The sequence below is a fragment of the Sorangium sp. So ce693 genome, from assembly GCF_051521375.1.
GTDB classification, from domain to species: Bacteria; Myxococcota_A; Polyangia; order Polyangiales; family Polyangiaceae; genus Sorangium; species Sorangium atrum.
On the sequence record NZ_CP150347.1, the window covers coordinates 6,654,550 to 6,678,058 of the forward strand.

Annotated in this window: 17 protein-coding genes; 9 read left to right on the forward strand and 8 right to left on the reverse strand. The window is 70.1% G+C overall.

From position 1 onward, the window contains the following. Positions 1–56: 56 nt before the first annotated feature. Genes WMF14_RS24670 through WMF14_RS24680 form a run of 3 tightly spaced genes read right to left on the reverse strand, consistent with a single transcriptional unit; the run spans position 57 to position 5,211 of the window. Entirely contained in the window at positions 57–503 is a 447-nt protein-coding gene (locus WMF14_RS24670) for a hypothetical protein (protein ID WP_437789996.1), read from the reverse strand. Beyond that, the gene (locus WMF14_RS24675) at positions 503–4,972 is read right to left on the reverse strand and encodes an RHS repeat-associated core domain-containing protein (RefSeq protein ID WP_437789998.1); all 4,470 of its coding nucleotides are present in this window, start codon (positions 4,970–4,972) and stop codon (positions 503–505) included. The genes WMF14_RS24670 and WMF14_RS24675 overlap by 1 nt, the downstream gene beginning before the upstream one ends. Beyond that, on the reverse strand, positions 4,951–5,211 hold the full coding sequence (locus WMF14_RS24680) for a hypothetical protein (RefSeq protein WP_437790000.1): 261 nt from the start codon (positions 5,209–5,211) through the stop codon (positions 4,951–4,953). The genes WMF14_RS24675 and WMF14_RS24680 overlap by 22 nt, the downstream gene beginning before the upstream one ends. A 692-nt stretch (positions 5,212–5,903) precedes the next feature. Here WMF14_RS24680 and WMF14_RS24685 point away from each other — a divergent pair. From WMF14_RS24685 to clpA, 4 genes are all read left to right on the forward strand, one after another. Next, positions 5,904–6,767 (forward strand): hypothetical protein, encoded by an 864-nt coding sequence (locus WMF14_RS24685; RefSeq protein WP_437790002.1) that lies wholly within the window; start codon positions 5,904–5,906, stop codon positions 6,765–6,767. 228 nt (positions 6,768–6,995) lie between these two features. Further along, complete coding sequence (locus tag WMF14_RS24690; protein WP_437790004.1) at positions 6,996–9,572, forward strand: glycogen/starch/alpha-glucan phosphorylase; 2,577 nt, start codon at positions 6,996–6,998, stop codon at positions 9,570–9,572. Positions 9,573–9,844: 272 nt separating this feature from the next. After that, complete coding sequence (clpS, locus tag WMF14_RS24695; RefSeq protein WP_272093285.1) at positions 9,845–10,168, forward strand: ATP-dependent Clp protease adapter ClpS; 324 nt, start codon at positions 9,845–9,847, stop codon at positions 10,166–10,168. Further along, a complete protein-coding gene (gene clpA / locus WMF14_RS24700; protein ID WP_437790006.1) occupies positions 10,165–12,486 on the forward strand; it encodes an ATP-dependent Clp protease ATP-binding subunit ClpA in 2,322 nt (773 codons plus the stop codon). Before clpS ends, clpA begins: the two co-directional genes overlap by 4 nt. A gap of 239 nt (positions 12,487–12,725) precedes the next feature. On the opposite strand, the gene apaG is transcribed toward clpA, so the two are convergent. Then, positions 12,726–13,109: a Co2+/Mg2+ efflux protein ApaG gene (gene apaG / locus WMF14_RS24705; RefSeq protein ID WP_044965505.1), complete on the reverse strand. Its 384-nt coding sequence runs from the start codon at positions 13,107–13,109 to the stop codon at positions 12,726–12,728. 193 nt (positions 13,110–13,302) lie between these two features. Between apaG and WMF14_RS24710 the strand changes: the two genes are divergently transcribed. Beyond that, complete coding sequence (locus WMF14_RS24710) at positions 13,303–14,355, forward strand: rhomboid family intramembrane serine protease (RefSeq protein ID WP_272093287.1); 1,053 nt, start codon at positions 13,303–13,305, stop codon at positions 14,353–14,355. Positions 14,356–14,414: 59 nt separating this feature from the next. On the opposite strand, the gene WMF14_RS24715 is transcribed toward WMF14_RS24710, so the two are convergent. After that, positions 14,415–15,626 carry a hypothetical protein gene (locus WMF14_RS24715; RefSeq protein WP_437790008.1) on the reverse strand — a complete coding sequence of 404 codons (1,212 nt, stop codon included), beginning with the start codon at positions 15,624–15,626 and terminating at the stop codon, positions 14,415–14,417. 159 nt (positions 15,627–15,785) lie between these two features. Here WMF14_RS24715 and WMF14_RS24720 point away from each other — a divergent pair, with 159 nt between their 5' ends. Further along, positions 15,786–16,418, forward strand: coding sequence for a hypothetical protein (locus WMF14_RS24720; protein WP_272093289.1), 633 nt, complete (start codon positions 15,786–15,788; stop codon positions 16,416–16,418). Between the two features lie 34 nt (positions 16,419–16,452). On the opposite strand, the gene WMF14_RS24725 is transcribed toward WMF14_RS24720, so the two are convergent. Beyond that, on the reverse strand, positions 16,453–17,619 hold the full coding sequence (locus WMF14_RS24725) for a 1-aminocyclopropane-1-carboxylate deaminase/D-cysteine desulfhydrase (protein ID WP_437790011.1): 1,167 nt from the start codon (positions 17,617–17,619) through the stop codon (positions 16,453–16,455). A 14-nt stretch (positions 17,620–17,633) separates the two neighbouring features. After that, a complete protein-coding gene (locus WMF14_RS24730) occupies positions 17,634–18,608 on the reverse strand; it encodes a ferritin-like domain-containing protein (protein WP_272093291.1) in 975 nt (324 codons plus the stop codon). 193 nt (positions 18,609–18,801) lie between these two features. Here WMF14_RS24730 and serC point away from each other — a divergent pair, with 193 nt between their 5' ends. After that, positions 18,802–19,887, forward strand: coding sequence for a 3-phosphoserine/phosphohydroxythreonine transaminase (gene serC, locus WMF14_RS24735; RefSeq protein ID WP_272093292.1), 1,086 nt, complete (start codon positions 18,802–18,804; stop codon positions 19,885–19,887). Positions 19,888–20,433: 546 nt separating this feature from the next. Further along, positions 20,434–20,754 (forward strand): KGG domain-containing protein, encoded by a 321-nt coding sequence (locus tag WMF14_RS24740; protein ID WP_020737259.1) that lies wholly within the window; start codon positions 20,434–20,436, stop codon positions 20,752–20,754. A 240-nt stretch (positions 20,755–20,994) separates the two neighbouring features. On the opposite strand, the gene WMF14_RS24745 is transcribed toward WMF14_RS24740, so the two are convergent. Then, on the reverse strand, positions 20,995–21,939 hold the full coding sequence (locus tag WMF14_RS24745) for a fatty acid desaturase family protein (RefSeq protein ID WP_437790013.1): 945 nt from the start codon (positions 21,937–21,939) through the stop codon (positions 20,995–20,997). Positions 21,940–22,353: 414 nt separating this feature from the next. Between WMF14_RS24745 and WMF14_RS24750 the strand changes: the two genes are divergently transcribed. After that, the gene (locus WMF14_RS24750) at positions 22,354–23,406 is read left to right on the forward strand and encodes an agmatinase family protein (RefSeq protein WP_437790015.1); all 1,053 of its coding nucleotides are present in this window, start codon (positions 22,354–22,356) and stop codon (positions 23,404–23,406) included. Positions 23,407–23,509 lie beyond the last annotated feature (103 nt).

Sequence of the window (23,509 nt, forward strand, 5' to 3'; positions counted from 1 at the left end):
TGAACGAGTACGCAGGCGTGCTCGCAGTGAACGAGATCGACACGATAGCTTTTGTGCTACCCCCTCTCCTGAAGGAGTTCCATCGTGATGACCGGCTGGCCTACGAATCGCACCTGGCGAAGCTTGAGACGCCCAACAATATCAATCACGCCCCTCGGCAGATCGACAATCCGAATGGGATCGGCTGGCGCTGCGACCATGCGGTAGGGCCCGCCATGGGGGTCTGAGTCAAAGACGAAGAGCCCGCGCTCCGCCACCATCCGCCACGTGTTCTTCAATCCCGGGGGTAGCTCTGGCGCGAACCGCGCCACGGTCGAAGCGGGTGATGCAAGGACAGCGTCGATCGCCGCATCGTGTGCATCGGTGTCTCGTAGGAACTCATCCGGGGCGTAGCCACCGCCCGCGGTACTGAACAGGGCAACGTACCCATCAGCGTCACTGGCTAGCCAGTCGAACTCCAGTCCGAGAATCTCGTCGGCGGATTTTGCTCCTGTCATAGACATCACTGCCCTCCTCGGTCGGTTCGAAAACGCGTGGCCGGATCCGGAAACGCACCGCGGCCGTACGTCGATTCGCAGCTTGAACATACATCAATTGGTTGCCCCGTGCGGGGCCTCACGGCCGGCGTGAAACGGATGTCAGGCGGATGCCCGAGAGCTTCTGAGCAGACGCCCTCTGCGCAGCCAAGTCCGCCACCCCGACTCGCTCCCGCTATCGCCCGCCCAGCCGATGGAGAGTATGCGCCGACCACGGTTGCAGGCGGATGCCGTGTTTGGGCCAGCTCTGCCGCGAGCGCATCCCGCGCAGCAACCGCTTCTCCGTGAAGGTCGCGAGTCACACCCTTTGCGGCATCTGCCCCCGACGCCCCTCCCCCCAGCTTCGGCAGCACGGCGCCGAGGACCATCGCCACCCCGATGCCGCTCTCGACGGCAACCGTCGCGCACAGCGCCACGACATCCATCGCCGCCCGGAGGTCCAGCATGAACGCCTCGCCGTCATTGCCCGCGTGCCATGCCAGCCCCCCGAGCTCGAGGGAGTTGTGGAAGTCCCGCGCCACGGCCGCCGACCAGGTGAACCTCGGCACGATGTCCGGATCCCCGATCACCGACCCGCTCACCAGATTCGGCATCGGCTTCTCTCCGGTCAGATCCGACAGCCTGACCCCGCGCTCCAGCGTCGCGGCCAGCGTGTCCCCGGCACCCGAATAGTCGTCGCCGACCGAAGAGCCGCCGCCCTGCTCGAAGTACTCGTTTCCGGCCGCGAAGAACTGCGCCAGATCTCTCCTGATCTCCGGGCCCCCTCGCTCACCCGCGCCACCGGGACGCGGAGGCTGCCCCCCAGACGGCGCGACGACCTCGATGGTCTCCGCCTCTATCCCGATCAGCGCTCCGGTGGTGTCGTCGAACTCCGCCCACCCCGTACTGCCGTCGGTATACGTGACCTTCTTCCAGTACAACCCCGTCGGATCCACGAGGTTCACCGGATCGTTCATCACATAGCTGTACCGGTTGTAGCTCTGCCCCCACAGCGGGTCGGTCACGAGCGGGTCCGGCGTCAAGAAGCGGCGCTGGTTCGGATCATACAGCCTCCCGCGCATGTCGATGAGCCCGAGCTCGTCGTCGTGCCGGTGCCCCGTGAACCCGTGCTTCACCTCGCTCTTCGCCACGCCCGGCGCCTTGCCGTCGGCCTCGATCCGCCGCCCGAACGGCTCGTAGTGCAGCCGCTCCACCTCCTCGCCCGCCTCGTCCGTCACGACCCCCACGCTCCCCAGCGGGTCGCTGTGCACATACAGCGTCCGCTCGTCCTTGGGGCCCGCGAAGACCACCTGCGCCACCTCGCCCTCGGGCGACGCCACGCGGAACACGTGCCGCGTCCCGCCCGCGTCCGTGCGCCGCTCGTACACGCCGCCGATGTAGATCGTCTCCTCCTCGCCGTGCGTCTTCTTCACCCGCGCCCCGAACGCGTCGTACAGGAACTCCCAGCGCTCGCCCTTCTTCTCTACCCACCTCGGCAGATCGAACGCTGTGTACCCGATCGTCAGCCCCTCGCTCGACCACTCCAGCCGCCCGGCCGCGTCGTGTTTGAACGCCACCCCGTCTTGCGCCACGGCCACGTGCGGCCTTCCCGCCGGATCGTGGCGGCTCTCCTCCGCCAGCACCCCGTCGACCGCGACCGTGCGCAGGTTGCCGAGCTCGTCGTAACCGTACTCCGTTCCCTGCGCACCCTCCGGCGCGGCGAGGTCCCACCTCTCCAGCCGGCCCGCATCGTCGTACTGGAACGTCTCGATCCGCAGCGCGACGCTGTCGCGCCGCTCGCGCACCCGGCCGTCTTCGTAGTACGCGTACGTCAGCGCCTGCAGCGGCTCGCTCTTCGTCGCCTGCGCCGTCTCCAGCCGCCCCGTCACCGGATCGTACGTCCGCTGCGCGAACACCTTGTTGCCGAAGGTCGCCGCCAGCAGCGCCCCATCCGCGTTCCTCTTGTGCACCTTCCACAGGAGCCGAGTCGTCCCGTCATCCTGGCTCGCGCGCAGCTCCGACAGCGATCCGTCCTCGTACACGTGCTTCACGCGGAAGCGATCCCGCCCCGGCACCTCCGGGTACAGGAGCTCATCGCGCAGCCCGTCAGGCGTGTACGTGACCCCCACCGCGAACTCCTCGCCCTCGATGGTCGTCCGCACCTCGGAGGCGCGCCCCATCTCGTCGTACGCATAGGACACCACCGTCCCATCCGGGGTCACCGCGCCGGCGAGCTGACCCACCCCGTGCGACGCCGTGTCCCACGTGAACGTCGTCACCTCGTCGACGCTCTTCACCTGGCGCCTCCGCCCCATCGCGTCCCGCACCACCACCGTCCACTCTCCGAGCGCGTTCACCTCCTCCCGGATCTCTCCATGACCGTTGTACCGCGTCCGCCGCGTCCCGGCGTCCGGGTCGCGCACGGTCGTGCGCCGCCCGCGGATGTCGTGCTCCATCTCCGTCACGTTCCCGTTCGGGTCGGTCACTTTCCACAGCTTGCTGTTCAGCCCGTAGGCGAACATCGTCGACTGCCACGCGCCGTCCACCTCCACCGCCGTCTCGCGCGGCCGCCCCTCGGGATCCACGACCCTCCGGCTGCGCCGCCCTTCCGGGTCGATCTTGATCGTCTGCAGCAGCTCGTGCTCGTACCGCTGGCGCGCGCCGTCCGGCCCAGTCTCCGAGAGCACACGGCCCAGGCTGTCGTACGTCCGCTCGGCCTTCTCCTCGGCGGCCGCGCCGAACCCGGGCCGACTCACCGACAGCAGTCGCCCGAACACGTCGTACGATCGCGCGCGCACCTTCATCCGCCCGTCGAACGACCGCTCCGCCTCTTCCACCACAAGGCCCCGCTCGTCGAGCGTCGCCGCCGCGCGGCCTCCGCGCGACAGCGTCGTCTCCACGGTCAGCCCCGCCGTCTTGCCGGCGTCCACCCACGCCGCCATCGCCGTCTCGCTCACCGCGCCGGTGCCGGAGATCGTCCTCCTCAGCCGCCCGAGATCGTCATGCACCCGCGTCGACCACGCGCCGTTCACATCGATCTCCCCGATCAGCACCCCGTACGCCGGGTGCGTGTACGTCCAGTGCGACACACCGAGCCCGTTCCACGTCTGGCTGACGAAGATCCCTTCGCCCGACATATCGTCGTGCTCATAGTTCCAGATCCGCGGCGCTTCCCCGGGCGCCTCCCGCCTCTCCTGCGTCAGCCGCCCAGCCTCGTCGTAGACGAGCGAGGTCGTCTCCCGGACATCGGCGTCCGTGCTGTCCGGCTCGATCTTCACCTCGTCGAGTAGCCCGCGCTCGTCATGGTGGTAGTCGATGTGCAGCTTCCCCGGCAGGGTCGAGCCGACCTCGTACGCGCGCTCCGCCTGCGTGTCGATCAGCCCGACGAGCCACACATCAGGCCGCACGTCGAACGTCCTCGTCACCTCGCGGCGCACGCCTCCCTCGGTCTGAACGCTCTCCTTCCGCAGGTTGCCATAGTCGTCGACCTCGTACGTCGCGCTCTGCCGGATCGGCGCCGCGCCGCCGGGGTCGTCCACGTCCACGCAGTGCGTGCGCGCCTCCTCGTTCCAGTCGATGCTCACCTCCGGGTCCTCGTACTCGCGTCGCGCCATCCCCCACGTGGCAACGAAATAGCTGCGACCCCCGTTGAGCTGCACGACCTGGTAATCGAGCTCCTGGTGGACCACCCGCGCCCGCGCGCTCGCGGGGCCCTCCTCGAGCGTGCACGATCCGTCGGTCAGCGGCTCGCAGTCGCGCGCGCCCAGCGGGCCGTGGGGCAGGATCGGCGTGACCTCCTGGATCGACCGCGGGCGCCCGGCGAAGGGATAGGTCGTGCCCACCCGCGTCGCATGGTCGAAGGTGGTGACCCGCTCCACGGGCCACGCGCTGCTCCACTCCATCATCCGCCCGAACCCGAGCGCTCCGCGCCCGAGCAGGTCCGTCCGCAGGTCCTCGAACCGGTAGCGCGTCCCGCCGGGCCTCTCGAGCCCGCCCAGCCACGCCACCACCGGCACCCCACGGCGTACACACAGTTGCGGATACGTGCACTTAGCCCGAGGCGCCGACGCCGGATCCGTCCGGCCGTACCGGACCTGCACGCGGCGGGATCTCGGCTGATCGCCGTCCGAGACGCCGCTGAGGAGCTCCACGTCCGGCCCGGCCGCGAGCGTGACCTCGAGCGAAGACCCGTCCCGTGTGAGCACGTCCGCGCGGCCGTCACCGTCGAAGTCGCCGCGCCACATCGCGTCTCCGGCGGGGATGGGCGAGTAGTGCGTCCCCATCTCCGGCTCCTCCCATCCGATCTCCTCGCGCAGGAACGTGCCATCGCCGCGCGAGAGGAGCGCGATGATGCGATCGATGTAGCGGGGCTCGGACGGCCAGGGGTTGAACGCGCCGGAGATCGACACGAGGAGATCGTCGCGCCCGTCGCGGTTCAGGTCGAACGGCTCGACCACCTTCCCTCCCGACGCGTTCGTCTCCAGACATCGTCGCCGCGGACGATCGATGCCTGCGGCATCTCCAGCGGATCGCGCAGGACAGGCGGCACGGTGACCGTCGCCGCCGAGACGGCCGTGCCGAGCCCGTCGACAGCCTGCCGCTCGTGCGTGCCGCACGCGACGAGGACCAGCACGAGAATGGCCAAAGACCAGCGTAGAGACGACGCCATCGAGGACGCCAGCGTCAATGCACGCATCGAGAACCGCCGAGGACGCTGCGAGGCCGTCCGGACGGCCTCGCGCCGAGGTTCAGTCTTCATATCGTCCACCCATGGGGCGGGGCTTCCACCGACGCAGTCCCGCCGAATCCGTTGCGCTCCGCTGCCATTGAAGAGCAGCTCGCCGGGGAGCTGGCAAACACCACGGTCATGGTGGCGAGTCAATTCACTTCCTGCAATCGACTCTCCGCCGAGATCGATCCCCGTCTCCCGGCGAGACCCAACCCTTCCTCCGAGACCACCTCCGATCGAAAGGTGGAGGGGCCCGTCTCCCTCCACGACGATCTCCCGTCTCCCGGCGAGACCCAACCCTTCCCTCGAGACCACCTCCGGTCTCGACGCGAAGGGTCCCCCCTTCGTCCGCGACAATCTCACGTCTCCCCGCGAGACCTCACCCTCCCTTCGAGACGAGCCGCTGGCCGCCTCCTGGCCTCCCACTGGCCGCCTGCTGGCCTCCCACTGGCCTCTTGCTGGCCTCCCACTGGCCTCCCACTGGCCTCTTGCTGGCCGCCTGCTGGCCTCCCACTGGCCTCCTGCTGGCCTCCCACTGGCCTCCTGCCGACCTTCGACAGCGTGCTCCCCTCGCACCCGTCGAAAACCTGCCTTCTCCCCCTGGGCACGAGATTCGAGATGACATGTGCTCGCGCGGCGCCTAGGTTGCGAGAATGGCCATGACCAAGACCCGATCGAAATCGAAGAACACCAAGCCGTCTGTGTCAGCAAGCCAGATCTTCACCACGTCGGACGCGAACGAGGCCTACCGCCACTTCCTGCCTCTGGTGCAGGCGGAGGTCCCGGCCGATCGCGCCGAGATATGCCGGCTCTCGGTCGATCTCGTCCGCGCCAACGTCGACCGCGGCGTCGGCGCGATACGCCCCCACCTCGGCCGCGTCGTGGAGAAGCTGCCGCTGTGCCCGATCGACGACATGCTCGAGCTCCCGAGCCTCGCGCTCGGGCTCGTCGCCGCCGCAGGGCGCGTCGTGGCCGCCGCGAGCGAGCGCGAGATCGAGGCCCGCCTCGAGAAGTTCCGCCCCATGCGCGATCTCACGCTGCGACAACTCGAGATCTTCGCGGAGCTCAAGCTCGTGCCCAAGCAGCGTGTCGCCGCGATCCGCCGCGGCTCGGGCCCGGTCGACAGCGCGCGTGACGGCGTCGATATCGCCGGGCTGTTCCACGAGCTCGCGGAGACCCTCGACGGCAAACACCCGTTCTCGCCAGACTACCTCGCCGCGATGGCGGATCACGCGAGCTGGCTCCTCGTCCAGCTCAAGCCCCGGGGCGCCCAGCAGAAGCCCTCCGAGCGCTCCCCAGAAGCCGTCGTCCGCGACCAGTTCTGGACCGTCGTGAACCGGCGTTACGACCACTTGCGAGAAGCCGGCGTCGCCGTGTTCGGGTTGCGCCAGCTCGACGCCCACGTGCCGCCGATCGGCGCCCGCACCCCGTCGCCCGCGGCCGCGCAGCCGCCCGTGAAGGCGAAACCGGCCAGCGCCGCGCCTGCCCCGCCCGCGCCGCCGGGGATCACCGCCGATCCATGACCCGCACGGCGCCGTGCGCCCCCACCCGGGCCCGCGCGGCGCCCCGCCCCGCGCCAGCCGTCCCCTAGAGGACGCCTTCCCGCCCGCAGCTCCAGGCCGCCGGCCTGTATTCCGCTCGTACTACACCGGCGGCCAGGAACGATCGGCAACCCCCGCCCACACGGAACCTCATCCGAGCACGTCGCGCAGCCAACCAGAGCGAGCCGGATCCGTCTAAAGTGCGCCGCCATGGCCAACCCGATCGACGCCGACCCCAACCGTCAGCGAGAAACCCCCGCTCAGCGAGACAGCAACGCTCAGCAGCGCGACACCCCCGCCGCATTTTTCCGCGGCCACGCGGCGCCGGACGCCCGTACCGGCATGCACCCCGTCGCGCTGCGCCGCGCCTTCGCCGATCACCTGCACTACTCGCGCGCCCGGGAGTCCATGACCGCCACGCCGTTCGACCGGTACGTGGCCCTCGCCCTGTCGGCGCGCGATCGCCTCGTCGACCGGTGGACGAAGACGCAGCACACCTACTACGAGCAGGACGTCAAGCGCGGCTACTACCTCTCCGCAGAGTTCCTCCTCGGCCGGGCGCTCGTCGCCAACCTGCAGGCGCTCGACATCTACGACAGCTACAAGACCGTGCTCGGCGAGCTCGGCCTCGACCTCGATGAGCTCGTCGAGCAAGAGCCCGACGCCGGGCTCGGCAATGGCGGCCTCGGTCGGCTCGCGGCGTGCTTCCTCGACTCCATGGCCACGATCGGCCTGCCCACCTACGGGTACGGCATCCGGTACGAGTTCGGCATCTTCGAGCAGGTCATCCGCGACGGCTACCAGGTCGAGCGCGCCGACGAGTGGCTGCGCTTCGGCAACCCCTGGGAGATCGAGCGCCCCGAGCACGCCGTCCCGGTCTCGTTCGGCGGCTACACCGAGCGCGTCCCCGACAAGCGCGGCGGCTTCCGCGTGGTCTGGCGCCACTCCGAGCAGGTCATCGGCGTCCCGTTCGACACGCCCATCGCGGGCTACCAGTCGAACACCGTCAACACGCTCCGCCTCTGGTCGGCCCGCGCGGGCGAGGAGTTCGACTTCGAGCTCTTCAACGCGGGCGACTACGTGCACGCCGTCCACGAGAAGAACCAGTCGGAGGTCATCTCCAAGGTCCTCTACCCGAACGACAACTTCGACAAGGGCAAGGAGCTGCGCCTCCGGCAGGAGTACTTCTTCGTCGCCTGCTCCATCGCCGACATCGTGAACCGCTACAACCGCGTCCACCCGGACTTCTCGCGCTTCGCCGAGAAGAACGCGATCCAGCTGAACGACACCCACCCCGCCATCGCGATCGCCGAGCTGATGCGCGTCCTCATCGACGACCACCTGCTCGCCTGGGAGGACGCGTGGAAGCAGACGGTCGGGGCCTTCGGGTACACGAACCACACCCTGCTGCCCGAGGCGCTCGAGCGCTGGCCCGTCGCGCTCTTCGAGCGGCTCCTGCCGCGGCACCTCGAGATCATCTACGAGATCAACCGGCGGTTTTTGCGCGAGGTGATGGACGCCCACCCGCAAGACCAGGACCGCGTGGCGAGGATGTCCCTCATCGAGGAAGGCCACGAGCGGCACGTGCGCATGGCCCACCTCGCGGTCGTCGGCTCGCACTCGGTGAACGGCGTGGCCAAGCTCCACTCCGAGCTCGTCAAGCGCGACCTGCTCCGCGACTTCTACGACCTCTGGCCCGAGCGGTTCAACAACAAGACGAACGGCGTCACGTTCAGGCGGTGGCTGCTCGCCTGCAACCCCGCGCTCGCCGCGCTCGTCACCGAGAAGGTCGGCCCGAAGTGGGTGACGGAGTTCGAGCGGCTGCGCGAGCTCGAGCGCCACCTCGAGGACCCGGAGTTCATCGAGCGGATCGCCGCGGTGAAGCGCGCGAACAAGGTGGCGCTCGCGAAGGTCATCGCGCAGGAGCTCGACATCCACGTCGACCCCGCCTCGATCTTCGACGTCCAGATCAAGCGCCTCCACGAGTACAAGCGCCAGCTGCTCAACGCGCTCCACATCGTCGCGCTCTACCTGCGCCAGAAGCGCGGCGAGCAGATCATGCCGCGGACCTTCATCTTCGGCGCCAAGGCGGCGCCCGGCTACCGGCAGGCGAAGCTCATCATCAAGTTCATCCACGCCGTCGCCTACGTCGTGAACGGCGACCGGCGCCACACCGGGCTCCGGGTCGCGTTCATGCCGAACTACCGCGTCTCGCTGGCCGAGCGCATCATCCCCGCCGCCGACGTCTCCGAGCAGATCTCGACCGCGGGCATGGAGGCGTCGGGCACCGGCAACATGAAGCTCGCGCTGAACGGCGCGCTCACCGTCGGCACGCTCGACGGCGCGAACATCGAGATCCGCGACGCCGTGGGCCCGGAGAACTTCTTCCTGTTCGGCCTGACCGCCGACGAGGTCATCGCCCGCCGCAACGAGCACTTCGAGGGGCGCTCCGCGGTCCTGGCCGATCCGGAGCTGCGCGAGGTGATCGAGCTCATCTCGTCGGGCTTCTTCTCCCCGGAGTACCGCGAGCTCTTCCAGCCCCTGCTCGACCGGCTCCTCGGCCGGGACGAGTACATGATGCTGGCCGACTTCAAGGCCTACTCCGCCTGTCAGCGCGACGTGGAGGCGGCCTACGCCGACCGGCAGAGCTGGCTGCGCAAGTCCGCGCTCAACATCGCGCGCGTGGGCGAGTTCTCCTCGGACCGCACGGTGCGCGAGTACGCGCGCGACATCTGGGGCCTCACGCCCGTCGAGATCGACCTCGGCGCAGCCATGTCGCTCGTGTGACGACGCCGGCGCGCCCTCCGCCGCAGGCCGCTCGCGCGCCCGCGGCGGGGCGGCGGCGCCCCGCCGGCCGGAGCCAGCCAGGCCAGGCCGGCGCCCGCGAACGAACCCAGCAGCACCTCGGCCCGGTTCCATGAGCCGGGCGCCACAGCGGACGGAAAATCCAGGCCCACGCGTGGCGAACGGCGCCGCGGCGGAGCATGCTTCCGGGGCATGAGCCAGCTTCGTCGGCCGCTCGCCGGGGCGGGGCTCTTGCTATCCTTCCCGACGGATTTATGCCGAACGATCCTGAGGAAAGAGAAGACAAGCAGGGCGACCTCGCGACCGAGCGGGAACGGAAGGTCGAGAAGGCCCGCCGCTACAAGGTCGTGTTTCACAACGACGACTACACGACGATGGAGTTCGTCGTGCTCGTCCTCATGAAGTTCTTCCACCGCACCGAGACGGAGGCCACGCACATCATGCTGAGCGTGCACCACCGCGGCCACGGGGTCGCCGGCGTGTACACGAAGGATGTCGCCGAGACCAAGGTCGCCCAAGTCCAGGACTTCGCCAAGGAGCACGCGATGCCCCTTCGGTTGACCGCCGAGCCGGAATGACCATGCGCATCAGCCCCGAAGTTGAGATCGCCTTTTCGCTCGCCACCCGGGAGGCCTCGCGCCGCCGGCACGAGTTCGTGACCATCGAGCACCTGCTCTACGCGCTGCTCTTCGACGAGGAGACGGCCGAGGTCCTCCGGCACGCCGGGGGCGACACCCCGCTGCTCAAGAAGAAGCTCGAGCGCTTCCTCGACGAGGAGATCGAGGTGCTGCCGGAGGACACGGACACGAGCCCGACGCTCTCGCTCGGGTTCCAGCGCGTGGTCGGCCGCGCCGCGATGCACGTGCAGTCCTCGGGCAAGAAGGAGCTCAAGGGGGCGAACGTGCTGGTGGCGATGTTCGCCGAGCGCGACTGCCCGGCGGTGACGCTCCTCGGCGAGCAGGGCATCAGCCGCTTCGACGTCGTGAACTACATCTCGCACGGCATCTCGAAGACGGGCCAGGACGACGGCCTCCGCGAGGAGCCGCCGGAGGAGGGCGGCGAGCCCGGCGCCGCGCAGCCGATCAAGGATCCGCTCGCGGCGTTCACGATGAACCTCAACAAGGAGGCGGCCGAGGGCCGCATCGACCCGCTGGTCGGCCGAGAGAACGAGGTCGCCCGCACGATCCAGGTGCTCGCGCGGCGGCGCAAGAACAACCCCCTGCTCATCGGCGACGCCGGGGTCGGCAAGACGGCGATCGTGGAGGGGCTCGCGCAGCGGATCGAGAAGAAGGACGTGCCCGCGCCGCTCAAGGACGCGACCGTCTACGCGCTCGACATGGGCGCGCTGCTCGCAGGCACGAAGTACCGCGGCGACTTCGAGAACCGCCTCAAGGCGGTGCTGCGCGCGCTCGAGAAGCAGCCGGGCTCGGTCCTCTTCATCGACGAGATCCACACGATCATCGGCGCCGGCGCGGCGAGCGGCGGGACGATGGACGCGTCGAACCTGCTCAAGCCCGCGCTGGCCTCGGGCCGCCTGCGCTGCATCGGGGCGACGACGTTCCAGGAATACCGCGGCCACCTCGAGCGCGACAGCGCGCTCGCGCGGCGCTTCCAGCGCATCGAGGTGTCGGAGCCCTCGGTCGACGAGACGGCGCAGATCCTGAAGGGGCTGCAGAAGCGCTACGAGGAGTTCCACAAGATCACGTACACGGCCGAGGCGATCGAGGCCGCGGCCAAGCTGTCGGCGCGGTACCTGCAAGATCGCCGGCTGCCCGACAAGGCGATCGATCTGCTCGACGAGGCGGGCGCGGCGGCGCGCCTCCGCCACGGCGACGGGTACACGGTCGAGGCGTCGGACATCGAGCTCGTCATCGCGAAGATGGCGCAGATCCCGCCGCGCCAGGTGTCGACGTCGGACAAGGCGCAGCTCAAGGATCTCGAGGAATCGCTGCGCTCGGTGATCTTCGGGCAGGACGAGGCGGTGAAGCAGCTCGCGTCGGCGATCAAGCTGTCGCGCGCGGGGCTGCGCGCGCCGGAGAAGCCGATCGGCTCGTTCCTCTTCTCGGGGCCGACCGGCGTCGGCAAGACGGAGCTCGCGAAGCAGCTCGCCAAGGCGCTCGGCATCGGGTTCCTGCGGTTCGACATGAGCGAGTACCAGGAGCGCCACACCGTCTCCCGGCTCATCGGCGCGCCGCCCGGCTACGTCGGCTTCGACCGCGGCGGCCTGCTCACGGAGGCGGCGGCGAAGACGCCGCACGCGGTGCTCTTGCTCGACGAGATCGAGAAGGCGCACCCGGACGTCTTCCAGGTCCTGCTCCAGGTGATGGACCACGGCACGCTGACCGACAACAACGGCAAGAAGAGCGACTTCCGCCACATGGCGCTGATCATGACGAGCAACGTGGGCGCGCGGGAGCTCGCGCAGACGCGCGTCGGCTTCGGCGAGCGAGGGACGGCGGGCGACGACGACAAGGCCTACAAGAACACGTTCAGCCCGGAGTTCAGGAACCGGCTGGACGCGCGCATCATGTTCCGGCCGCTGGATCCGTCGGTGATGGGCAGCATCGTGGACAAATTCATCGGCGAGCTCGCGGCGATGCTGGCGGATCGGTCGGTGACGGTCGAGGTGACGGACCGGGCGCGAGCGGAGCTCGCGACGCGAGGGTACGATCCGGCGAACGGGGCGCGGCCGCTCGGGCGCGTCATCGAGAACGACATCAAGCGACGGCTCGGGGACGAGCTGCTCTTCGGGGCCCTCGAGAACGGGGGGAACGTCGCCGTCGACTTCGAAGACGGGGAGTTCACGTTCAAGTTCTCGGCGGCGAACGGGGGGGGCGCGGAGGCGGAGAAGGCCAAGGCGAAGGGGGGGGCGGTCGAGCCGGAGACGGTCGGCTAGGACGGCTGCGACGGAGCCAGCGGGGAGGGTGTGCCCGTGCGCGCGGGCGGCGGGGGCCCCTCCCACGAACTCGCGCCTTTTGGGAGGCGATTGCCGTGGGTACGGGGAGGGGCGGGTCGGGAGCGATAGGCTGCGATGCGGGCCGGCGCTCGGGTTCGTGGGGCCCTACCCCGCCGCCCGCGCGCACGGGCACACCCTCCCCGCTGGCTCTTCCTAGGGGGGCGGGGGGCGGGGCGGGGTCAGTTCAGGGAGTGGGGCATCGCCAGGGTGAACGACGCGATTTCGGCGTCGAAGACGCGGCCGTCGGGGCGGTGCATCTGGTAGGTGCCGCGCATCGTGCCGCGCGGGGTCTCGAGCACACAGCCGCTCGTGTACTCGAAGTGCTCGCCAGGCTTGAGCGAGGGCTGCTGGCCGACGACGCCAGGGCCGCGCACCTCCTCCACCTTTCCGCTGCCGTGCGTGATGATCCAGTGCCGCGTCCTCAGCTGGGCGGGCTCGGTGCCTTCGTTGGCGATCCGCACGGTGTAAGCAAAGACGTAGCGGTGCTCCGTCGGGGATGACTGCGTGGGGACGTAGACCGTCGAGACGGTGACCCGGATGCCCTGCGTGATGGCCGTCGACACAACCACGCACTGCCACCGCTGCGGCGCGCGCACAAGGGCTCGGCCGCGCAGCGCGCGCACAGAGCCGGCGGCGAGAGCCGCGCTGGGCGTGACGACGAGACGGTCAGGCTCCCGGAGACCCGGCGTTGACAGCTTCCGGGCTCATCCGCACGTTTCGATGAACCTGGGGTCGACGAACCGTGGAGGACCCGCCGTGGGCGAACAGAACCGTGTCTGTGTTCGAGATGCAGTTGGCGAGCCGTTCGTCCCGATCGCGATCCTGCCGCCGGCGCGCTGGGAGAGGACGGCGATGATCCAGAACGGCGATGCCTCCTCCGGAGAGGCGGAAAATCACGGCCTCGGGCTCACGGCCATCGGGCCCGTCATGCCAGAGCGCAAGGTCCGCGAATGGGCCCTCGTCCTCCAGTCGAGCGAGCTTTGGCACGCCGTGCGGTACACGCCGGCGGGCTGGGTGATCCTCGTGCGCGACGAGGACTACGCCCTCGCCGCAGGCTCGATCGATCGGTACGAGGCGGAGAACCGCGACTGGCCCCCACGCCGCCCGCGCGAGCGCCTGCGCCACCCTCCGTCCATGGTCGCGGGCGTCGCGTTCGCCGCGCTCGCCCTCTTCTTCTTCCTCGTCACCGGGCCCGCGAGCGGCGGCGGACGCTGGTTCCAGCGCGGCACCTCCGTCGCCGACCTCGTCGTGGGACCGGAGCCGTGGCGCGCCATCACCGCGCTCACGCTGCACGCCGACTCGGCCCACGTGCTCGGCAACGTCATCTCCGGGACGGTCTTCGCGTCCGCGGTGCAGCGCCGCCTCGGGCCGGGCGGCGCCGCGCTCGCCGTGGTCGCCTCGGGCGCGATCGGGAACTTCGCGAACGCGCTCTGGCACCAGAGCATGGGACAGCACCACGCCTCGATCGGCGCCTCCACCGCGGTGTTCGGCGCGATCGGGCTGCTCGCCGCGACGCAGCTCATGCTCGACCGCGCGCACGACAGGGAGAGCGGCGAGAAGCGCCACCTCCTCCACCTCGTCGCGCCGCTCGTGGGAGGCCTCGCGCTCCTCGGCGCCCTCGGCGCGAGCCCACGCTCCGACCTCGGCGCGCACGCCTTCGGGCTGCTCAGCGGCGCCGCGATCGGGGTCGTCGCCGGCCTCTCGCTGCGCAACCGGCCCGCGCCGCGGCGCCCCGTCGTCCAGGTGGCGCTGGGAGCGACCGCGGCGGCGATCGTCCTCGGCGCGTGGCAGATCGCGCTCATCGCCTGAGCGCGCGCCGGCGCTCGTCCTCGGCGCGCGGCGCGCGCGAGACGCCCTCGCGCGCGACCTCAGTCGACAGGCCAGATCCCGACGGTGCCGCCGACCCAGGTCAGGTCGCGGTTCTGATCGACGCCGAGCATCCTCCCGCGCGAGAGCCGCACCAGGTTGAGCACCAGCGAGAGATCGGGCTCGTCCGGCGCGCGCAGGAACATCATCCGGACCTCGGCCTTCACCCCGTTCCCGTCGGGCATCACGAGCGCCGGCTCGTAAGCGACCTTCTCCTGGAGCAGCCAGCGCGATCGCTCCCCCTCCGGGATCGCGGCGATGTCCTCGGGCGTGACGTCGACCTTCACCCCGGAGCCCGCGAAGGAGAACAGCGGCTTGAGCACGTAGCGCTCGAGATCCAGAGGCGCGCCGTCCAGCGCGCTCAGCGTCCGCGACCGCGGGAGCGCGGGGTGATCGATGTAGGGCAGCGTGTACTTCGACCAGGTCCAGTACCAGTTCGGGTGCGAGCACCACGTGACGTCGAGCGGATCGCCGTACCGGAACGGGAGCTCGACCCGCTTCGACTCGAGCTCGTCGAACACGACGCGGTTGTACAGGCGGCGGACCTGGACGAGCCGCCCGCCCACGCGGCGGAACAGCCGGTTGCCCTCCCGGACGAGCGCCGTCGGACAGACGGCGTCGACGCCGACGAGGAGCTTCGTCGCCACGAAGTCGGGGTACGTCTTCTGCTTCTCCGGCGCGAGGTCGAGCAGGATCACCGACTCTTCGGGTTCTCCCGCGAGGATCGCGCGGCGCAGATGCGCGAGGACGTCGGCGGTGCTCCGGCCCCCGAAGCAGCACGACCAGCGCCGGTCGAGCCCCGGCATCCCGGCGAGCACCTCGGCCATGATCTCGACCTGGACGAGCATGAGCGCGTAGAGCGACGGGAACGCCTGCAGCTCGACCACCTTGCCCGTGAGCTCGCCGTCCGGGCCGCGCACGATCGCGAAGTCCACCTGCGCGCAGTTGGGGAGCGGATCCATGCCCGGGACGTCGAGGTGCGGAGGGACGGCGCGCTTCATCTGCTCGATGAGCTCAGGGCTCGATATCTGCCGAACGATCTCCGTCGCGGAGCGCTCGAGGTCCTCGCGCAGCCTGTCGGGCAGGAACAGCGGCGTCTCGGCGACACGGAACGGGATCGCGCACCCGAGCCGCCGCTCGAGCCGGCCGAGGTAGTCCGCGTAGGTCGACGGCCCGAAGGCAGCGTTGAACGCGCGCCGGAAGGTGGGGTCCATGAATTTGTATTTTGGTGGTATCACGGCAACGCGCGCGGCTGAACGACCCGCCGGGCGCCTCCGGCAAGAGCGCGCCGGGACTTCCCCGTGGTCCGATCCGGCTTGAGGCCGCGGGCACGGCGACTACAGTCGCCGCGAACCCCGCCGAGGCCTCCCACGATGATCAAGCTCCGCTCCGCCATGGTTTTGCCGCTCGTCGCCGCGCTCGCCGCGGCGTGCTCGAAGACCCCCGAGCCGACAGCCACATCAGCGCCCGAGCCGCCGACGACCAGCACGCCCGCCGCGCCTGCCGAGGCGACGCCCGCTCCGAAGCCGGCGCCGGCCAGCGGCCAGCAGGCGGGCGGCGGCGAGCTCGCATGGGACGCCCCCGCGAGCTTCGAGAGCGCGCCGAACCCCAACGCGATGCGCAAGGCCACGTACAAGATCAAGCGCGCCGCCGGGGACACCGAGGACGCCGAGCTCAGCGTGAGCCAGGCGGGCGGCAGCGTGGACGCGAACATCACGCGCTGGGCTGGCCAGTTCTCCCAGAAGAGCGACGACTCTCCCAAGCGCACCGACCTCAAGGCCGGCGATCTCAAGGTCACGGTCGTCGAGGTGAAGGGGACGTTCGCCGGCTCCGGGATGCCCGGCATGCCCGCCTCGGATCCGAAGCCGAACTATGCCCTCCTGGGCGCGATCGCCGAGACGCCGTCCGGCGGGCTCTGGTTCTTCAAGATGACCGGCCCCGAGAAGACGGTCACCGGGGCGCGCGCCGACTTCGACAAGCTCGTGAACAGCCTGCGCCTGAAGTGACGCCGCGGCGCGGCGCGTCGACCACGCCGCGCCCTCAGTACGCGATCTCCCCCTCGAAGAACCGCGCGAACGCCGGCGGGAGCGCCGCCGCGCCGCCCTCTGCGAGCGGCGGGCGCGCGCTCGAGAGCGTCTGCCAGAGGAGGATCGTCTCCCGCGGGCGCTCCTGCGCGATCCCGCGCAGCGCGGCGAGCGCCTTGGCGCTGTACGTGACCTCCCCCGGCACGCCGATCAGCCGCTCCACCTCGGGGATCGCGGCGATGGACGCGGGGGTCGGCATGCCGTACCCGGGGCCGATCGCGCGGTGATCGATCTCGAAGCGGACCGGCGGGAGCCGACGCCGCGTGAAGCGCGGCGCGCGCCGGGCGAGCAAGCGCTTCATGCTGCCGATCTCGTACCGGACGACGGCGCGGTTCGACGCGATGCGCTCGGTGATGCGAACGCCGACGATCGTGGTCGGCCAGCCGAGCACCGCGGCGCCCAGCGCGAGCCCCGCCAGCGTGCCGCCCGTCCCCGAGGGGACGACGATGCGATCGGGCCGGGGGGCCTCGCCGCGCTGGACCTGCGCCGCGAGCTCGAGCATCGCGTCGACGTAGCCGAGGCACGGGAGGGCGGACGAGGCGCCTGGCAGGATGAAATACGGCCGCTCGGCCCGTCGCAGCGCCCGGATCGCCCGGACCGCGGTGGTCGCGTAGCCGCCGCCATGGACGAGCTCGGCGCCGCTGGCCGCGTCGGCGAGGAGCGCGCCGCGGCCGAACCGGGTGATCGGCTGGTCGAACAGGACCGCAGTGACGGCGAAGCCGAGCGCGCGGCCGAAGAGGGCCGTGGCGGTGACCTGCGTCGACGCCAGCCCGCCGACGGTGACGAGCGTCCTCGCCCCGCGCCGCTCCGCGTCCGCGAGCAGGAACTCGAAGCGACGCACCTTGTTGCCGCCGTAGAGCGGCGAGATCAGATCGTCGCGCTTCACCCAGACGCCGCCGCGCCCGAGGTACCCCTCGATCGCGGCGCACGGGACGACCGGCGTCGGCGCGTGCGCGAGGGGGCGCCACGGGACCTGCCCCGAGAGCTCGGGCAGCTCGGCGAAGAGCGGCAGCTCCCGCGACGCGGGCAACGCGGGCAAGACGGCGGGGCGCGCCCCGCGAGGCCCCGCCGCGAAGGCCGCCCCGGCGGGGGTGGCTCGCTCCTCGTCCTCGCCGTCAGCCACGCTCCACCTCGCGTTCAGGCGCGCGCCGCCGCGCCGTGCCCCGCCTGCGCGCCGCCCGGGCCCGCCTGCTCACCGGCGTCGCCGGGGTCGTCGTCCGTGCCAGCTTCCGCGCCAGCGCCGAGGCGGCCGCCGCGCGCGACCAGGGGATCGCTCAGGTAGGTGTCCGTCAGCCGCTTCGGCCCCGCGAGGCCGAGCAGCCGGAGCGGGAAGAGCAGCACCGAGAGCACCCACGACGCGAGGCCGAGCGCGAGCTTGCCCGCGTACGCCTCCGCCACCAGCGCGAGCTTGCGGCCGGCCGACATCGACGAGATCGGCGCCTCGGTCAGGCCGATCCGCATGAGCCGGAGCTCCGCGATCCGCACCGTATGGCGCACCAGATCGGGCAGGCGCTTGAGCGCCGGATGATCCATCGGCAGGCGCTTCTTCATGAACGCCTCGAGCCGCGACACGCCCCAGAGCGACACCAGCGCGAGGCCGAGCAGCCGCCTCCGGAGCGCCGGCCTGCCCGCGATGGCCTTCCTCGTCTGCTGCTCGCCGAAGTCGACGTGCCGCTCTTCCTGCCGCACGCCGCGCTTCAGGATGGCGACGATCTCCGGCTCATCCACGGTCTCGATCATCGCGTAGAAGGCCTGGAGGACGAGCCCCTCGCCGAGGGCCATCTCGAGGGCGACATGCTCGGCCCAGTCCCCGCCCATCAGCCCGGTCGCGAGGAAGCGCACGCTCCAGGCGGCCTTGTCCGGCGGCGCGCCCAGGATCTCGAGGATGCGGAGGAAGTTGCCGACGTGCTGGAACTCCTCGACGGCCTGGCGCGCGAGGAAGCGCGCGGACTCCAGGTCGGGGGCGTTGTAGAGCCAGTGCCCTATCTGGACGCCGGTGATCTCCCCGTAGAGGAACTGCTGCACGGCCCAGACGATCACGTCCTTGTCCTTGACGGGATCGAGCCTGGCGCCCTGGAAATCGAACGCCATCTCTTCGCGGGTCACCAGCATCACTCGCCCTCCGGAGCGGTGAATTTAGCCCAGATCGCGGCCGCGGGCAGGTCCGAGACGCCGGACCCGGCGCGGCTCCATCCGCCGCGGCTGCGCTCCTGCTCGGCCCGTCCGGCGGAGGCGGTGCCCCCCGTGGTATACGGCCGATACGGCGGCATCAGGAATCGCCGACTTGAACCTCAGGAGAAGCACCATGGCGCGTGTCCACAACTTCAACGCCGGCCCTGCCGGGCTCCCCCTCCCCGCCCTCGAGCGCGCGCAGCGCGAGCTCCTCGATTTCGAGGGGACGGGCATGTCGATCATGGAGCACAGCCACCGCGGCAAAGCGTTCGAGGCGGTGCACAACGAGGCGATCTCGCTGCTCCGGCAGCTGCTCGGCCTGACCGACGACTACCACGTGCTGTTCATGCAGGGCGGCGCGGCCATGCAGTTCGCGGTCGTGCCGATGAACCTCCTGCCGCCCGGCAGGAGCGCCGATTACATCGTGACCGGCGGCTGGTCGGAGAAGGCGCTGGAGGAGGCGAAGCGCGTCGGGACGGTGCGCGTGGCCGGGAGCACAGCCGTCGACAAGCGGTACACCCGCATCCCCCACCAGGGAGAGCTCTCGCTCGATCCGAACGCCGCCTACGTCCACATGACGACGAACAACACGCTGTTCGGCACGCAGTGGCACTGGCTGCCCGATACGGGCGACGTGCCGCTCGTCGCGGATATGTCGTCCGACATCCTGTGGCGCAAGATGGATATCTCCAGGTTTGCCCTGGTTTACGCCGGCGCCCAGAAGAACATCGGGCCGAGCGGGATCACGGTCGTGATCGCCCGCAAGGATCTCGTTGACAGCGCGCGAAAAGACATTCCCGTCATTTTCCGTTATGCCACTTACGCTGCCAACAACTCGCTCTACAACACACCTCCGACATTCGCAATCTACCTCATGCGCAACGTGCTCGCGTATACGCTTGAGATCGGTGGGCTCGAGGAGGTCGAGCGACGGAATCGCAAGAAGGGTGAGCTGCTGTACGAAACCATCGACGCGCACCCGGACGTCTTCCGGGCGCCGGTCGAGAAGGAGAGCCGCTCGTTCATGAACGTGGTGTTCCGGCTGGCCAGCGAGGAGATGGAAAAACGCTTCGTCGCCGAGGCCGCAAAGGAGGGTATGGTGGGGCTCGCCGGACACAGGTCGACCGGGGGTATCCGGGTTTCGATCTACAACGCAGTACCCGTTGCATCGGTGGAGCGCCTCACGGCGTTCATGCGGGATTTCGCCAAGAGGGCTTGACTCGCTGCGGGAGCACGACGTTCTCGGTATTTCCAGGTTCACCGCTGTTTCCAAAACACGCTAGGTGAACCTCCCCCTAATTCGTCGCGTCCCAACCTTCAGCCCGCTTGACGTTGTTCCGCCCGGCACAACAGGCCTTCGCGGAAAGGGTCTGTCGGCCTTTCCGCAGCTGGGAGGGAGGCGGTGAACGCCGCTCCCCGACCAGCGCCGGGAGGGGACGGCGAACGCCGCTCCCCGACCAACACCGGGAGGGGACGGCGAACGCCGTTCCCCGACCGACACCGGGAGAGAGCGGCCATCGCCGGTCTCGACCGGCCCGGGAGGGGACGGGGGGAACGCCGTCCTTTACCGGCTCGCAGGCCCCGTTCGGAGACCTGAATCGAGCGAGCCAACCGTAAGGAGAGGATGATGGCGAGCATGGATGATCGTATGATTTCCAGGAGTGAGGAGGGGCAGGAGGAGAGAGGGGCCTCGCCGAGCGAACCCCCGCCTTCGTCAGCGTCGCAGCGAGCTGCCCACGAGCGGCAGCAGCGCGGCTTCGCTGCCATGGACGAGGAGCGTCAGCGCAAGATCGCCAGCAAGGGCGGGAAGGCAGCCCACGAGAAGGGCACGGCGCACGAGTTCACGCGCGACGAGGCCCGCGCGGCCGGCAAGAAGGGCGGCGAGGTCGTCAGCCAGAACCGCAAGCACATGGCCGAGATCGGTCGCCGGGGCGGCGAGCGCGTGAGCCAGGACCGGGCCCACATGGCCGAGATAGGCCGCAAAGGCGGCGAGGCCGTGAGCGGCGATCGCCAGCACATGGCCGAGATCGGCCGCCGGGGAGGCGAGTCGCGGGGAGACCAGCCGCGGGAGAATCAGCCGCGCTGACCGGGGGACGCGAAGGGCCCGGCGCCCCCGGCGCCGGGCCAGCCCCCTACCCCCTCGCGACGGCCACGACCCAGGCCTCCCGATCGTCGCCGCGAGGTGCCTCTCGGGAGGCGTCCAGGCGCCGCAGGACCGCGCGCCACACCGGCGTGGCCCCACCCCAGCAGAACTCGGCCAGGCGCCCGACGCGCCGCCCCAGGAGGGCGGCGCCGAGCCTCCAGCGCGGGGCAGGAGCCGGCGGGCTCAGCCGGGCGCGATCGCGCCCAGCGAGACGTCGCCGGGCGTCTCCTTCGGGCCAGGGATCCATTCCTCGTCGGGCTCCTCCGGCGGGAGCACGACCGGGGCGCCGTCGTAGCGCAGGCGCTTGCCAGGCCAGACGAAGCTGCGGAAGAGGTAGGCGAGGAGCGACGGCTGGTCGAGGCCCGGGTGGATGAAGGGCGCCACGCGCCTCGCGTGCTCGGCGGGAAGAAGGCTCCAGTGGAGGCCCGGCTCCATGTGATGGACGGAGTGGAAGCCGTTGTTGTACGTCCACCAGTTGACCAGGCGGCCGACGAAGTTGCGCGAGTGGTTGTACTCGCTGCTCTCGTCGCAGCCGTCGTGCTGGAGGTAGTTCATGGTCACGATCCCCCACGCGGCATACTGGTGCGGGATCAGGACGTAGAGGAGGAACTTCTGCCAGTCGAGCGCGAGCAGGGCCCCCATCGCGCCGAGGAAGACCGCCGACTCGAGGAGCATCTGACGGAACCACGGCGGGTTCCGTCGGTACATCGCCTTGAAGTAGCGCATGTCGGCGGGCAGGATGTCCCGGACCACGCGGCTCATGAAAAAGAGGCCGTTCAGCAGGTTCCACCGATAGCGCACCTTCGTCGTCCGCATCACGTCGCGCGAGGACTGCGTGTACTTGTGGTGGCTGAGGTTATGGCCCGGGACGTAGGCGCTGACGGGGTGCCCGTAGGTGAGCGTGAGCGCGATCTGGAACGCGCGGTTCATCCATCGCCGCCGGAACACCGGGCAATGGACCGCGTTGTGGGTCGCGACCGCTCCGAGGAACGAGAACACGCACGTCGCGGCGAGGAGCGGAATCGCGAGCCATAGCGCGCGCGGCGCGTAGACCCATTGTACCGTCACGAGCACGAAATACGTCGCGACGAAAAGGAGCGTCTTGATATCGGCGCGGTACCGGAGCATGGCTGTTCTTCGCGGCTACTACCAGGACCGCGCGCCGGACCGACCGGCAGCGCCGAGCAGCGCTGGCCGGCCCGGACGGGCGCAGCGGCCCATCTTCTCGGCGCTCTTCCTAGCGCATTTCGTCGCAGCTGGAAGCCAGAAGTTGCATTTCCGACGCGCGCGTCGCGCCATCCTCACCCGACATCCGTGTTTCACGCCGATGTCTCGCGCTCGGTGCGATCGTCTCTACGCACCTCGCATCGGTGTGCGGGCGTGGGAGCCGCTCCGCCGGTGTGCCGGTGAGGAAGCCGCTCCGCCGGTGCCCGGCGGCGCGTGCGGTGGAGCGCTCCGGCGCGCTCCGGCGCGCTCCGGCGTGCGCTGGGCCGGAGGCGGCTCGCGCTTGACGACCTGGTCGCGAACCGCCAACGTGGCCGCGTGAGCTCATCCCCTCTCGGTTTCGATCCCAACGGTCCCGCCATCGGAAACGGGATTTACGGGCTGCCACATACTGCCGAGGACGCCCGGGTGGTCCTCGTTCCGGTGCCGTGGGAGCCGACGGTGTCCTACCGCCGCGGCGCCGCCAAGGGCCCGGGGGCGATCCTGCGGGCCAGCCGGCAGGTCGACCTCTTCGATCTGCACACGGGCAGACCGTACGAGCAGGGCATCGCGATGCTCGACGTCGATCCGGACATCGTGCGCTGGAACGCGGAGGCTTCCGCGGCGGCCGAGCCGGTGATCGCGGCGCACGGCGAGGTCGCCGGCGACCGGGACCTGGAGGCGCGCCTCGCGGCGGTCAACGCGCTGTCTCGCCTGCTGAACGAGCGCGTCACGGAGATCGCCATGAGATGGATGGAGCGGGGCAAGCTCGTCGGCGTCATCGGCGGCGACCACTCCTCCCCCTACGGCGCGATCGCGGCGCACGCCGCGCGTTACCCGGGAATGGGGATCCTGCACATCGACGCGCACGCCGATCTCCGCAACGCGTACGAGGGATTCACCGACTCCCACGCTTCGATCATGCACAACGTCGCGACGAACCACCCGAAGATCCCGCGGATTGTCCAGGTCGGGCTGCGCGACATGAGCGAAGACGAGCTCCGGTTCATCCGCGAGTCGAACGGGCGCATCGTCGCCCACATCGACGCATCGATCGCCGATCGGCTCTTCGAGGGGGAGCCGTTCCACCTGATCGCCGACTCGATCGTGGAGGATCTCCCCGACGACGTCTATGTGACCTTCGATATCGACGGCCTCGATCCGACGCTGTGCCCGAGCACCGGCACGCCCGTCCCCGGCGGCCTGACGTTCCAGCAAGCCGTCGCCCTGATCGGCCGCATCCAGAAGAGCGGCCGGCGCATCGTGGGCTTCGACCTGAACGAGGTCGCGCCGAAGGACGACAACGACGACTGGGACGGCAACGTCGGCGCCCGCCTCCTCTACAAGCTCATCGGCTTCACGCTCCTCTCCCACGACACCCGCGGCCGTTAACGAAGCGAGCGCGTCAGCCCCTCGGAAGCGGCACCCGCCCTCTTCCGCGCGCACGCGCGCACTCTCCCCCAGAGAGGCGATCGCGGCGGGCACCCGCACAGGA